Source organism: Corynebacterium sp. HMSC04H06 (assembly GCF_001815935.1).
In the GTDB taxonomy this organism is placed as follows: Bacteria; Actinomycetota; Actinomycetes; order Mycobacteriales; family Mycobacteriaceae; genus Corynebacterium.
On sequence record NZ_KV823416.1, the window covers coordinates 24112 to 38239 of the forward strand.

10 protein-coding genes and 1 pseudogene are annotated in these 14128 nt (G+C 67.6%); 2 read left to right on the top strand and 9 right to left on the bottom strand.

All coding sequences use genetic code 11. The features are described 5' to 3' along the window. Window positions 1-68 precede the first annotated feature (68 nt). The 8 genes from HMPREF3067_RS03720 to HMPREF3067_RS03755 all read right to left on the bottom strand — a co-directional run bounded on the left by HMPREF3067_RS03720 (window position 69) and on the right by HMPREF3067_RS03755 (window position 10418). Window positions 69-1268, bottom strand: coding sequence for a glycoside hydrolase family 76 protein (locus HMPREF3067_RS03720; protein WP_070768391.1), 1200 nt, complete (start codon window positions 1266-1268; stop codon window positions 69-71). 97 nt (window positions 1269-1365) lie between these two features. Continuing rightward, a complete protein-coding gene (locus HMPREF3067_RS03725; RefSeq protein WP_070768392.1) occupies window positions 1366-2052 on the bottom strand; it encodes a TrmH family RNA methyltransferase in 687 nt (228 codons plus the stop codon). After that, window positions 2045-2590, bottom strand: coding sequence for an orotate phosphoribosyltransferase (gene pyrE, locus HMPREF3067_RS03730; protein ID WP_070768393.1), 546 nt, complete (start codon window positions 2588-2590; stop codon window positions 2045-2047). Before pyrE ends, HMPREF3067_RS03725 begins: the two co-directional genes overlap by 8 nt. A 126-nt stretch (window positions 2591-2716) precedes the next feature. Further along, the gene (locus HMPREF3067_RS03735) at window positions 2717-4138 is read right to left on the bottom strand and encodes a type III secretion system chaperone family protein (RefSeq protein WP_210400080.1); all 1422 of its coding nucleotides are present in this window, start codon (window positions 4136-4138) and stop codon (window positions 2717-2719) included. A gap of 39 nt (window positions 4139-4177) precedes the next feature. Next, complete coding sequence (locus tag HMPREF3067_RS03740; RefSeq protein ID WP_070768395.1) at window positions 4178-5032, bottom strand: sulfurtransferase; 855 nt, start codon at window positions 5030-5032, stop codon at window positions 4178-4180. A 128-nt stretch (window positions 5033-5160) separates the two neighbouring features. After that, a complete protein-coding gene (clpB, locus tag HMPREF3067_RS03745) occupies window positions 5161-7737 on the bottom strand; it encodes an ATP-dependent chaperone ClpB (RefSeq protein ID WP_070768396.1) in 2577 nt (858 codons plus the stop codon). A 117-nt stretch (window positions 7738-7854) separates the two neighbouring features. Beyond that, a complete protein-coding gene (locus HMPREF3067_RS03750; RefSeq protein WP_141759318.1) occupies window positions 7855-8904 on the bottom strand; it encodes a hypothetical protein in 1050 nt (349 codons plus the stop codon). A gap of 143 nt (window positions 8905-9047) precedes the next feature. Next, window positions 9048-10418 (bottom strand): sodium/glutamate symporter, encoded by a 1371-nt coding sequence (locus HMPREF3067_RS03755; protein ID WP_070768398.1) that lies wholly within the window; start codon window positions 10416-10418, stop codon window positions 9048-9050. Window positions 10419-10684: 266 nt separating this feature from the next. On the opposite strand from HMPREF3067_RS03755, the pseudogene HMPREF3067_RS03760 reads away from it, so the two are divergent. After that, window positions 10685-11815 (top strand): annotated as a pseudogene (locus HMPREF3067_RS03760) (NAD(P)-binding domain-containing protein). Between the two features lie 154 nt (window positions 11816-11969). Here the strand turns inward: HMPREF3067_RS03760 and HMPREF3067_RS03765 are convergent. After that, window positions 11970-12821, bottom strand: coding sequence for an endonuclease domain-containing protein (locus HMPREF3067_RS03765; protein ID WP_070768399.1), 852 nt, complete (start codon window positions 12819-12821; stop codon window positions 11970-11972). A gap of 233 nt (window positions 12822-13054) precedes the next feature. Between HMPREF3067_RS03765 and HMPREF3067_RS03770 the strand changes: the two genes are divergently transcribed. Beyond that, window positions 13055-14119, top strand: coding sequence for an LLM class flavin-dependent oxidoreductase (locus HMPREF3067_RS03770; protein WP_070768400.1), 1065 nt, complete (start codon window positions 13055-13057; stop codon window positions 14117-14119). The last annotated feature ends 9 nt before the right edge of the window (window positions 14120-14128 follow it).

Consider the following 14128-nt stretch of genomic DNA (forward strand, 5'->3'; position numbering starts at 1 on the left):
CGGTTAAGGAAAGGTGTGAGTTTGTACCTAGCCGGTGTCTGGTCCCGGCTAGGGGTGGCTCGTGCTTGCTAGGCCCGGCGGTTTGCGCGGTCGCGGGCGACGCGGGCGGCGGCCTCCATCAGCATCCAACCGGACAGCTGCACCGACAGGTCGCGTTCGGCGATGCGAATGACGCCGACCTTCTCGCCCAGGGTGGTCGGGCCCAGGCCGAAGTTGTGGGGCAGGCGCGCGTCCGCGGTCCAGTCCGTGCCGAAAATCGGCAGGCCGTCGACCTCCAGGCGATGCTCCCAGACCGAGGCGGCCGAGGACATCACCAGGCGGGCGGCGAGCTTCTTCGCCGCGCGGTTGGCGGGCGAGTCCCCTGGCAGACGCACGGCCGCGTCCGCCAGGTAGCGCACGAGGATGCCCTTGAACAGGCCACCGTCGCCGTCACCGGTATCCCAGTCGATGACCCCGGCCGGGGTGGCCATGTAGGAGGCGATGGCCTGGATGAGCCCACGGATGCGGGTCAGGTACTGCACGGTGTCCTCGGCGCGCTCGGCCTCCTGGACCGAGTCGAGGTGCTCCAGGGAGGAAAAACCGGCGCGCTTGCGCAGGGCCAGTGCTATCTCCAGGCAGGCACCCAAAACCACGCCCTGACAGTAGGGGTGCAGGTTGCGCACCCACTCCGGGCCGTCCATGCGCATGCGGACGCCGTCCATGATAAGCCCCTGGTCATCAACCAGGTTCTCGTAGATCCACTCCACTATCTCCTGGGCCTCGGAAAGGTGCCCGGTGCGTGCCAAGAGGATCGCCGCCGGCCCGTTGGAGGGCACGTTGAAAAAGTTCTCGCCCTCGCGCCACGGCAGTACACCCAAGTGCTCGTCGCGGCCGGCGCGGATATCGTCCTGCAGCTCCGCGAGCTTCGAATAGGGCTTGACCTTGCTGAGCTGCCCGGCACGCTGCAGGGCGAGCGCCAGCCAGGCCTTGTCATCGAAATAGCGGTTGTTCTTCAGCGGGCTGAGGTTGCGCACCCGGATGCCGCGTACGGTCTCCGCAATCCGCTTGCGCCGCATCTTGGTGTTGTGGCGCTGGGCGGCATCCACCAGGCAGTCCAGGTAGTGCGCCTGCCACCAGTAGTGCCAGTGGAGGAAAACCTTTTCCTTACCGGTGGGCGGCCAGCGCACGATGGCCAGGTTGGTCTTTGGCAGTCCCCACACGCGTGCCGCGTGACGGTCATTGATGGCGGTTTCTGCTAGATCCGCGCGGTGTGCCCACTTTTCGTCCACTCAGGTGCCCTAAATTTAGTCGAACTATTACTCACGAGAATTCTAGCGCGCTCCCAGCTCACCCGTGCAATTTTGCGCAACCGGTTGGCGCCCCCGGCTACCAGCTCTGGGCCAGATCCGCGTGCTGGCGGATCCAGGCGTGCATGGCGATGCCGGCCGCCACCCCCGCGTTGATGGACCGGGTGGAACCGAACTGGGCGATGGAACAGGTCATCACGGCCCCGTCCTGGGCGGATTGGCTCACGCCGGGGCCTTCCTGCCCGAACAGGAGCAGGCATTTCTCCGGCAGCTCGGCGGTCTCCAGCGGCACGCACCCAGGGGTGTTATCGATGGCCACGACCGTGAGCCCCGCCTGCACCGCCCATTCCAACAGCTGCTCTACCGTGTCGTGGTGGGTCAGGTGCTGGTAGCGGTCCGTGACCATGGCGCCGCGGCGGTTCCAGCGGCGGCGGCCGACGATGTGGACCGTGTCCACCGCGAAGGCGTTGGCCGTGCGCACGACCGTGCCGATATTCGAGTCGTTCTCGAAGTTCTCAATGGCGATGTGCAGGCTGTGGCGCCGGCTATCGATGTCGGCGACGATCGCCTCGCGCCGCCAGTAGCGGTAGGCGTCCACCACGTTACGGCGGTCACCTTCGGCCAGCAGCTCCGGATCGTAGCGCTCTGCCTCCGGGCCGGTGGGCCACTGCCCTTCCCACGGGCCGACCCCGTGCCGGCCCTCGTTCCATTCGGTGGGGCCGGGCTGTTGGTCGACTTCGGTGCCGCGGGCGTCCGGCTTAGGCAAGGTCGAGGTCCTCCAGACCCAGCAGGAAGCGGTACTCCAGGCCCTCTGCCGAAATCGTCTGGTCCGCACCGGTGGCTCGATCCACGACGGTGGCAATACCGACGACCTCGGCGCCGGCCTCGCGCAGCGCGGCCACAGCGGTCAGCGGGGAGTTGCCTGTGGTGGTGGTGTCCTCGACGACTAGGACCTTCTTGCCTTCCACGCCGGCGCCCTCGATGCGCCGCTGCATGCCGTGCTTCTTGGCCTCCTTGCGCACCACGAAGGCGTCGATCGGGCGGCCGTCCGCGTGCATGATGGAGGTGGCCACCGGGTCCGCGCCCAGGGTCAGGCCGCCGACGGCGTCGAAATCCCAGTCCGCGGTCAGCTCGCGCAGCAGCGCGCCGATCAGCCGGGAGGCCTCGTGCTGCAGGGTCGCCCGGCGCAGGTCGACGTAGTAGTCCGCTTCCTTACCCGAGGACAGAGTCACCTTGCCATGCACGACGGCCAGCTCCTTGACCAGCTCGGCTAGTCGGCTCTTCTTCTGCTCGTCCAGGTTCATGAGGTCAAAAACTCCTTTACTTTGCCCGCGCGGGGGCGAAGAATGCGTCCGCTGCTCGCGCTCCTGCGATTTTCGTCGTTTTCTAGCTTAAGACACCCCACGGGTGAAAACCACGCCGAGGGCAGCCTAAGGGTTGCGGTCGTCGCCGCTATCGCTGACGGGGCGCTCCGGGATATCGCCGATGGGGCCCAGCTCGGCCTCGATCTCGTCGAAGATCGAGGAGCCGCGGCCCAGGTCGCGCGGCAGGCGGGCGACGGATTCGTCCGCCTGCGGGCGTTCCTGCCCGTCGGCGATAGCGTCCACCTCGTCCGCGCCCAGCGCGCGGTGTTCCATGGACCCGTGCGCGGCGCCGGCGCGGCGGCTGGGCAGCACCATCGGTTCTTCCGGGCGCTGGACCGGCGGGCGCGCCATGTCCTCGGCCGGGTTGGGCACCGCGGTCGGGCCCGTCGGCGCGACCGGCTGCGGCGGGGGCACCACACGCGTGAGATCCCCCTGTTCCGGGTGGTAGACCAGCCCGGCGGCGGGGCGCGGCGGCAGCACGCGGGCAACATCGGCCAGCACCGCCATCGGGGCGAGCATCTCATCCCACTCGGCGCTGCGGGCAGTCTTATCCGTCTGGCCCAGCACCCATTCGTTTTCCATCCACACCGCGGTCACTGCCTCCGGCAGGTACTCCAGCCCGGTGGCCAGGCGGTCGTCGCTCATGCGCTCGACCACGCCCGGTTCCGTGGCGTAGACGCTAAAGCCGGCGATCTGGGTCGCGGCAACCAAGTCCTCGGAGGTCTCCTCCGCCAGCGGCAGGCCCGTGCGGCGGAAGTCCACCACCACGTCGGAGCTCGCGCCGGTACGCAGCGCCATCACGTTCACCCCGCCCAGGTCGAGCAGGAAAAGCTCGTGGCCGAAGACCGTACCGTGGGCGATGTCCCGGGGGCGCGCGCCCCCGGCTGCCGCGCCCCGCGTCCACTCATCCGCCAGGTAGGAATCCTCCTTGGCGAAGTCGAAGCCGTGCTGGCTCGCCCAGGCCCTGCGCTCCCGGCGCAGCGCGCCCGGCAGGAGAGGACGACCGATCTTCTTTTTCGGCGCCGCCTTCGTAGCAGACTCCGGCTCCTCCGCGGCAGCGGGCGCGGGCTCCACCTGCTCCTCGGCGGCCGGGGTCTCTGGCTCCTCGGCGGCTACTGCGCCTGCCTGTGCCCCCGCCTCCGGGTCTGCCTGGTCGGCCGTGCTGGCGTCGTCGGCATCCTCGTCGCCGTCGGCATCGTCGGCTGCGAGTTCGTCTGAGGGGCCCGCGGGTTCCTCGTAGACGATGTCCGGCGCCGGCGAGGTATCCGGCTCCGGTACCTCGGCCTGGGCCTCGGCTGCCTCCGGGGTGTCGTGCTCGGGGGAGGCCGGGGAGGCATCGGCGGCGTCTTCAAGGCTGTCGTCGCGGTTGTCGTCGCGCTCGGCCAGCGAGCGCTGCTGCGCGGCCTCCTGGGTCTGGGCGGCGCGCCACAAAAAGACCGCGCCTGCGGCGGCCAGCAGGGCCAGGATCAAAAGCAAAATAGGTGTCATTAGCGCCCTAGTTTACTGCGTGACGCTGGGGCGCGGGTCTTAGACACCGAGGGAGACGCGGCCGCCGCGCTCGACCGGGTTGGTGGCATCCGCCGACCACTGCGACCAGCCGCCCACGTAGTGGCGCGCGCCCGTCAGACCCACCCAGTCCATGGTGGCCAGGGCCAGGCCAGAGTGGTTGCCGGAGCCGGAGTAGACGATGGCGCCCTTGACGTTGTCCTCGTTGATGCCGGCGTTGTGGAAGACTTCGAGGATCTCCTCCTGGGTCTTCCAGGTGCGGTCCGCGTGGTGGAGGTAGCGCTCCGGCACGTTGACCGCGCCCGGGATGTGCCCGGCCTTGAGGTCGAGGTTCTCGCGGCGGCCGGCAAAGCGGTTGGGCTCGCGGGTGTCAATCAGGATGCCGTCATGCTCCTTGACCTCGTCGATGGTAGCGACCATGTCCGGGTTAGGGTCCACGGTGGTGTTGGTCTCCACGGAGATATTGCCCGGGCCGGTCAGGGTGGGCAGCTGCTCCCGGCGCCAGTGGGCCAAGCCGCCGTCGAGCACGCGCACGTCCTCGATACCCGCCCAGCGCAGGATCCACCACGCGCGGCCAGAAAAGAGCCCGCGGCCCTCGTCGTAGACGACGACCGGGCGGTCCTTGCGTAGCCCCCAATTCACGAACCATTCCTGCAGCTTGTCCGGGTCCGGCAGCGGGTTGCGGCCGTTGCGGGAGCCCGGCAGGCCCGCCATTGCGGCGGAGACGTCGCAGAGCTGGGCAGTCGGGATGTGGAGTGCGTGGAACTGGTTTCGGGCGCTGTTGGCGCCCGAGCCCCACAGGCAGGCCAGAACGGTGAGGCGATCGCCGGCGTAGATGGCATCGTAAAGCTCGCGGGGAGAGACCAAAATACTCATGTTTCCCACTCTAGAGCCAAAGCGGACTCCCCGCCCGCCGGGGCGCGTCGACTAGGCCGCGCGCAGGCGAAAGACCCCGGCTACTCCGCCTTGTGAAGTGGGGCGACCGGGGCCTTAACGCGTATGTCTTAGTCCGCCGGCTGCTCGGTGGACTGCAGATCCAGGGACTCGCCGTCGGCGGCCACGGTGACCTGCACGGTGTCGCCGTCGCGGACCTCGCCGGCCAACAGCTTGCGGGCCAGCTTGTCGCCGATGGCCTGCTGGATGAGCCGGCGCAGCGGGCGGGCGCCGTAGTCCGGGTCATAGCCGCGCTCGCCCAGCCAGGTCTTGGCCTCGTCCGCCACGTCCAGAGTCAAGCGCTTGGCGGCGAGCCGCTCGGCCAGGTTAGCCAGCTGGATGTCTACGATGCCACGCAGCAACTCAGTCGACAGGCTCTCGAACATCACCACATCATCCAGGCGGTTGATGAACTCCGGCTTGAAGGCCTTCTTCACCGCCGCCATGGTCTCCTCCTTGGTGCCGCCGGCACCCAGGTTGGAGGTCAGGATGATGACCGTGTTGCGGAAGTCCACCGTGCGACCCTGGCCGTCGGTCAGGCGACCTTCGTCCAGCACCTGCAGCAGGACGTCGAAGACGTCCGGGTGGGCCTTTTCCACCTCGTCGAAGAGCACCAGCGTGTACGGGCGGCGGCGGACCGCCTCCGTGAGCTGGCCGCCGGCCTCGTGGCCGACGTATCCCGGAGGGGCACCGACCAGGCGGGAGACGGAGTGCTTCTCCCCGTACTCCGACATGTCAATGCGCACCATCGCCGAGGCGTCATCGAACAGGAAGTCCGCCAGGGCCTTGGCCAGCTCAGTCTTACCGACGCCGGTCGGCCCCAAGAAGAGGAAGGAACCGGTCGGGCGGTTCGGGTCCGCGACCCCGGCGCGCGAGCGGCGCACCGCGTCCGAGACGGCCTTGACGGCCTCGGACTGGCCCACCACGCGGCGGCCCAGGATCTCTTCCATGTTCAGCAGCTTCTCGGTCTCGCCCTCGAGCATCTTGCCGGCCGGGATACCCGTCCACGCGGAGACGACCTCCGCGATGACGTCCGGGCTGACCTCCTCGGTCAGCATGGAATTGGTTTCCGACTGGGTATGCGCCCGGGATTCGGCATCCGCCAGCTGCTTCTCCAGCTCCGGGATGCGCCCGTAGCGCAGCTCCGAGACCAGCTCGTAGTCGCCGTCGCGCTCGGCGATCTCCGCCTTGCGCTTGAGCTCCTCGAGCTCCTCCTTGGCCTCCTGGACCTCGTCGATAGCCTTCTTCTCATTAGCCCAGCGGGCCTTGAGCTCGCCCAGCTTCTCCCGCTCGTCGGCTAGCTCCTGCTGGAGCTTGGCCAAACGGTCCTGGCTGGCGGCGTCGGATTCCTTCTTCAGCGCCAGCTCTTCGATCTCCAGCCGGCGGACGACCCGCTCGAGCTCGTCAATCTCCTGCGGGGAGGAATCAATTTCCATCCGCAGGCGGGATCCGGCCTCATCGACCAGGTCGATGGCCTTGTCCGGCAGGAAGCGGTTGGTGATATAGCGGTTCGACAGCTCCGCCGCTGAGACCAGCGCCGAGTCCTGGATGCGCACGCCGTGGTGTACCTCGTAGCGCTCCTTCAAGCCACGCAGGATGCCGATGGTGTCCTCCACCGAGGGCTCGCCCACGTAGACCTGCTGGAAGCGGCGCTCCAGGGCCGCGTCCTTCTCGATGTACTTGCGGTACTCGTCCAGGGTGGTCGCGCCCACCAGGCGCAGCTCGCCGCGGGCCAGCATGGGCTTAATCATGTTGCCTGCGTCCATCGAGCCCTCGCCCGTCGCACCGGCACCGACCAGGGTGTGCAGCTCATCGATGAAGGTGATGATCTGGCCCTCCGAGGCCTTAATCTCATCGAGCACCGCCTTCAGGCGCTCCTCGAACTCGCCGCGGTACTTCGCGCCCGCGACCATCGAGCCAAGGTCCAAGCTAATGAGGGTCTTGCCCTTCAGCGACTCCGGCACGTCACCGGCCACTATGCGGCGGGCCAGGCCCTCCACAATCGAGGTCTTACCGACGCCGGGCTCACCGATGAGCACCGGGTTGTTCTTGGTGCGCCGCGAGAGCACCTGCACCACGCGGCGGATTTCCTGATCGCGGCCGATAACCGGGTCGATCTTTCCTTCCCGCGCCCGGGCGGTCAGGTCGGTGGAGTATTTCTCCAGGGCCTGGAACTGGTCCTCCGGGTTTTCCGTGTTGACCTTGGCGGCCCCGCGCACCGACGGGAACGCGCCCTTAATGGCGTCGTAGGTAGCGCCGCGGCTGGTCAAAAGCTCCGCCGCGTCCGTCTTCGAGCCCGCGATGGCTGCCAGCAGCACCTCGGTCGAGACGTAGTCATCCCCTAATTCGCCCGCCAACTCCTGCGCCCGGGTCAGCACGTTGAGCGCGTCCCGGTTGAAGTTCGGGTTGGCCATATTCGACCCCTCGGCCTTCGGGTAACCGTCGACTAGGCCGCGGGCCTCCTGCAGCACGGTCTGCGGGTCCACGCCGGTGGCCTTCAGCACCGGGGCGGCGATGCCGTCCTGCTGGCCCAGGATGGCCGCCAGCAGATGGGCCGGGCGGATATCCGGGTTGCCGCCCGCGGAGGCGGTCTGCAGCGCCTGCTGCAGGGCCTCCTGAGTTTTCGTAGTTGGGTTGAATGAGTTCATAATCTGCTTTCTCCTTTAAGTAAATCTCCCTACCTCGGGGCGATGATCCCACTGTAGAGGCTTCACTAGAACTAACGCAGACAAACTTGAGTATATTCCACTCAACTTTCCGAAATCTTATTTTTCTTGGGCTTCGGCCGCCTTCTTGGCTTCGTGACTGCCCTCGTGCTCATCCTCGCGCCAGCCGCTGGGCTGCTCCTCGTCGCTGTCGCGGCGCTCGTTCTCACGGTCGGAAAATGTCGCACGCCGCACCTTGGCCGAGCCGTCGAAGTTGGACCCCAGGGCGCCGCCCATGATGCCGAGCGAGGTGGTAAACCACGCGATGTCGACGTAGTCGCGCCAGCCGACGGCCTCGCCGAGCTGCTCGGTCAGGTAGTCCGGCGGGATGACCACCACGGTCAGCGCCGCCATGCCGCAGAAGGTCACCGCGAACATCATCAGCACGGTCACCAGCACCGTCAGCCCCGCCGAGGCGTTGTCCAGCCGTGCGCGCTGCCGGGAGGTTTGACGGGAGACCCTGTGCCACATGCCGTTGTAGATGACCAGCCAGGTGGACAGCACCATGATGGCCACCACGCTGACCAGCGCCAGGCGCTGGGGGCTGAGCGCGTGCGCCATCTGCCAGACCGAACCGTAGAAGATACCGAACCCGCCGGTGGCGACCGTGACCGCCAGGCAGCTGGCCAGGGCGGTCAGCATTCGGCCGGGACGGTTGGTGCGCACCATGCCGCCGACGAAGCGGGCGCGCTGGACGGTGACGAAGGTGGCATCGGCGTGCTCGTCCGCGCCGTCGACATGCGACGGGCTGGCCTTCCTGCCGGGCCCCGACCACTGGCCGCTTTGCCCGAAGGCCCGGACCCGCTCGGCCAGGTTCTGGCGGCCGAGCCGGAAGCCGAAGGCCGGCAGGCTCACGATGGCGGCATCGCCGGCCTCTCCGACCACCTGCGCGGCCACCGGGTCACCGTCCGCGGTCATCGGCATATCCGTGATGTATACGAACCGGTCCCAGCCGTAGCGGGCACGGATCGCCTCGGCCGAGGCCGATAGCGCGATGTTGCCGGAGCCATCCGTGGGCACCGACTCCACCACCACGTCCGCATCACTTAGTTCTTGATTGACCACTCGGGCGGGCAGACCGTTATCGACCAGCACTCCCCACTTGGACACACGCGTCACGCACCTTTTCTCTTCATATATTCGGGGAGGCTTATTTTACGCGCGGGGCCGGCCGCGGATCGACCCCTGGATCGACAAAGCCGCCGCGACCCCTTTTGCGGACTTGGGGTGCGGCGACTGGCGGCGTAAGAGCTTTAGGACTTCTGCCCCACGTGGCCGATGCCTTCCTTGAAGATGGTACCGCGCGGCGGCAACCAGCCGGCAAACCGGAAGGTGAGGTAGATGCCGACGGCAATCGCCAGCGAGATCCAGCCCAGCCCGGCGGTGAAGCCGTAAATCACGGCGATCGGGGCGACGACGGTCATACCAATCTCGAAGGGGCCGAAGCCCACGTAGGCCATGCCGTATTCCGACAGGGTGCCGGACTCCAGCTTCGGGTCGACGATCTTGAGGATGGCGATACCGGTGGCGACGGTGGCCGTAGCCCAGCCCCAGCCGAAGATGCCGCGCTCAATCCAGCGCTCGCCGAAGAACTCGGCCGGGAACCACAGCAGGAAGAAGGTGCAGTAGATGGTACCCAGCACGAACAGGACCAGCAACGGCACCCAGTAACTAGCGATGGCGGCCGGCACGATCGCAGCGATACCGAAAGCAATCAGGTAGTCCGTGGCAGCACCGGAGACAGTGGAGATGGCCTCGCGGTCCAGGTAGTCGTTAGCACCCACAGCGTTCATGATGGCGCGGATGATGAGGCCGACAACCATGGCCATGGCAAACAGCGGGATGGAGACGTTTTCCCAGACCGAGGAGATAGCCGAGTTGATGAGGTAGGCAATCATGACGGTCAGAACGATGAAGCCCAAGTGCAGGGTCAGCGGCTCAATCGCGGATGGGTTGGTGGTCGCCCGCCCCAGGGACGGGCGGTTCTCCACGTTGCGGATGTAGCCGCGGCGCAGCTCCTCCGGCAGCTCCTTCGGGACGTGGGAGACCTTGCCGCGGCGAATGCCCCAGTTGCCGGCGACGACGCCGCCGATGATAGCGGCCAGCGTACCGACGGTGGCCGAGGTGAAGCCCAGCGACGACGCGGCCTCCGCGCCGACGCCCTCCAGCGCGCCGCCGACTGCCGCGGCGGTGCCGAAGCCGCCGGTGAAGCCGACCGGCAGCATCATGCCGAACCAGTTCGGGGTGTCAAAGACCGGCATGAACAGGAAGACGCCCAGCAAGATGAACAGGCCCCACTGGCCCGTGAACATCATGGTGGCAAAGCCCCACATGTTGCGCGCGCCCTTGCGCATGGAACCGCCGACCTCCATGGAATACGCCATGGAGGCGAACACGACGGCGATCAGCAGGGAGGTGTAATCACCCAGCGCGTCGGAGAAATTGATCCAGCCCAGCACCTCGGGGCCCAACAGCAGGCCCAGCAGGCCGGCCGTGATCGGGGCGGGCAGGAGCAGGTCCTGGAAAATGAACTTGACCTTGTGACGCAGGACGTTGCCGATCACCATGAGCAACGAAATCCAGCCCACGTCCAACATCAGGGAATAAGCAGAAAACTCTTCCACCGGCTATCCTTTCACCTTCATCGTGAATTGCCGCCGCCCACCGTGGGCCGCGGCCGCTCCCCGCGGGGCGCCGGCCTGTGAATTCGCCGTGGGACCACTGTCACCGCGGCCCGCCAAATTCGAAAAAGCTGACTTTTGGGGGAGGTCTGACCGTGAACACATTACTTACTTACGGGTGATCCACAACATACCGGGGTGTTTTATTAGGGCCCCATTACCCCCGAATAAAAAGGGCCAACCCTCGGCAAACCATTAGACTAGCTGGTATGCACTCAGCCGAAGTTGTGGTCATCGGCGCCGGTCAGGCCGGGCTCGCGTCCGCCCAGCAGCTAAAGCGACGCGGCGTGTCCGCCATCATCCTCGACGCCAACCGCGGCCCCGGCGGCGCCTGGCGCCACCGCTAGGATTCGCTCACCCTGGGCAAGGCGCACGGGATTGCCAATCTTCCCGGCCTAGCCGCCCCGGCCGGCGACGACTCCACGCCGGCCTCCCGCGTCGTCGCCAACTACTACGGCACCTACGAAGACCACTTCGGCCTCGACGTGCGCCGCCCAGTCCGGGTGGAAAACGTGCACTACGACGCCACCTCGCGCATCTTCCACCTAGCAACTACCGCGGGCAGCTTCCACGCGCCAGTGCTCATCAACGCCACCGGCACCTGGGACAGCCCCTTTATCCCGCACGTTCCCGGCGCGGCGGAGTTCCGGGGCCGCCAGCTGCACACCAAGGACTACACGCGCGCGGCCGATTTCGCCGGCCAGCGCACCCTCGTCGTCGGCGGCGGCCTGTCCGCCGTGCAGTTCCTACTGGAGCTCGAAGGCGTCACGGAGACCATCTGGGCCACCCGGCGCCCGCCGGACTTCGTCGCCATCGCCTTCGATGCCCGCTGGGGCCGCGCCGTCGAAGACAGCGAGCGCGCCCGCACCCAGGACGGCAAGCGCCCCGCCTCCGTCGTGTCCACCACGGGGATCCCGCCGTGGCAGGACTACCTGGACGCCGTCGAGCGCGGCCTGCTGGTCTCCCGCGGCATGTTCAGCGCCATCGATGCCACCGGCGTGACCTTCTCCGCTCCCCGCGGCTCCGCGACGAGCGGCCCGGAGGTCCACAACGCGGACGCCGCGACCCGCGCCAAGGCCTGGCGCCCCTTCCCCGCCGGCACGCACATCGAGGTCGACACGATCTTCTGGAACACCGGCTTCCGCCCGCACCTGGGCCACCTGGCGGGGCTGCGGTTGCGAAGTGCGCGCGGCGGAATCGAGATGCTCGACGAGGTCACCCCGGCCGCCAACCCGCGCGCCCTGCTGGCCGGGTACGGCTCCACCGCCTCGACCGTGGGCGCCACCCGCGCCGGCCGGCTGGCCGCCAAGCATGCGGCGGAGATTTTGGGCGGGGCTTAAGTTTTCGGGCTGGTTTCGGGGCGGTTTTGGGGCGGTTTTGGGCTGATTCTGAGAGTTCCGATCAACTTTTGGTCCACCGACCCGCTCTGAGAGCGCAAACTTGATCGGAACTCTCGCGACCGCGGGCCGGCCGGCTCGCGCCTACTCGCATCCGCTAGCGATAGCGCGCCCAGGACACCTCCCGGATAATGCCCGAGTGCCAGTTCCACACCCCGTTGGATGACATGGGCGCCGGCCGCGGCTGCGTCACCTGCTTGACCACCCGATTGAGATGGTAGTGCACACAGCTGCCGCTGTAGCGTAAGACGGTGTACCCCGCCAGCGTGGCCTCGTTGGCCTTCCACCGGTCGCGGATAAAGGTATCGGGCGACTCCGCGGTGTGAAACTGGTAGCCGTCCACCTCGATGAGCATCTTCAGCTCCGGCAGGTAGAGGTCGAAGAAGTACTGCCCTACCAGCACGTTGGTCTCCACTCGGTGCCCGGCGTCCCGCAAGGCCCGCACGAGTTTGCGCTCGAGCGGGGAATCGCTGCCGATGGAGGCCCGGCCAATGAGGCCGCGAGCCCGCCGGCTCAGCCTTCGGCCGGAGTTGTGCTGCTCCAGCACGCTCTTCGCCTTTCTACCCTGGTAGGCCTGCTCCAGCAGCTCGATGGCCTCTTCGTCAGCGCAGTGGTCAATCGCCTGCGCGGGTATATGCACCCGCACCTGCTTAACCTGGAGTGCCGCCAGCCGCTGAGTGCGGTAGCCGGCCACGTACGCAGATCGCGGGAGCTTGCGCGGGGCCGCCAGGTGCAGCGGAAAGCTGAGCGGTTCGCCCAGGTAGATCTCGCGGGCGGTCGTCCCGGTGACCACCGCTTGCGGCCAGCGGCGCATGACTATCGCCAGCAGTTCCCCGGGCGTCGGCTCCCGCGTCAGGTACAGTCCCTTGGCAATCTTGATGTAAACTCCGGCCGCCGCGCGCCGCCACAGCGTCTTGGCGTCCACGCCGGACACGACGATGTCGTCCATAAAGTATTCCCCCCCTGCGCTACAGGCTAGCAGCGGAGGACTCGTCGCCGGGGCGCGCAAGAATCCTGCCGGGGCGCGCGAGAGTTCCGATCAATTTTTCGCGACGGGAGCACGCCTGCCGGCCACAACTTGCCCGGAACTCTCGTTGCGTCCCGCTTGCCAGCCCTTACGCCCCCTGCACCCCTGCGTCCAGCCCCTTCCTCGTTGTTGACACGTCCACTACAATGGCGGGCATGAAAGCCTTCGGATTCTTAAGCTTCGGACACTACGCATTCGGCAACCAACACGGCCCCTCGGCCAGCAAGGTCGCCCGCATCCACCTCGACCTCGCCCAGGCCGCGGACGAGCTGGGCGTGAACAATGCCTCCTTCCGCGTGCACCACTTCGTACCCCAAGCCTCCGCCCCGATGCCCCTGCTGGGCGCGGTGGCCGGCAGCACCAAGCGCATTGAGGTGGGCACCGGCGTTATCGACATGCGCTACGAAAACCCGCTCTACCTGGCCGAGGAGGCCGCCGCACTGGACCAGATCGCCGACGGGCGCGTCGCGCTGGGCATCTCCCGCGGCGCGCCGGAGGTCGCCGAGCGCGGCTGGGAGGCCTTCGGCTACCGCGCGCAGGCCCCCAACGGCGCCGACCTGGCGCGGGCGAACTTCGAGCGCTTCCTGGCAGGCATCGATGGCGCGGGCATGGCCACCGCCGCGCCCCTGGACCGCCAGTACCCGAACATGTTCCAGCCGGGCTCGCAACTGCCCGTCTTCCCGCACTCGCCTGGGCTGCGCCGCAATATCTTCTGGGGCTCGGGCACCTACCAGTCGGCGGAGCAGGCCGCCCGCGACGGGGTGAACCTGATGTCGTCCACCCTGGTCTCGGAGACCTCCGAGCACACCCTGGGCGAAATCCAGGCCGAGCAGATCCGCCGCTACCGCGCGGCCTGGGCCGCGGCGGGCCACGATTGGACCCCGCGCGTGAGCATCTCCCGGTCCATCTTCACCATCGTCGACGGCGCCGACCACCAGCTGTTCGGCATGCAGGCCACCAGCCACGACCAGGTCGGCATCCTGCCGGACACGGGCGCGTCCACCTTCGGCCGCACCTACGCGGCGGAGCCGGACAAGCTCATCGCTCAGCTGCGCGAGGACCCAGCCATCGAGGCCGCCGACACCCTGCTGCTGACCATCCCGACCACCATGGGCCTGGAGACCAACGTGAAGATCCTGGAGAACTTCGCGAAGCACGTCGCGCCGGAGCTGGGCTGGCAGCCCAACACGGAAGGCCCGGTCACCGGCTACGAGATCTAGCCTGCCCGC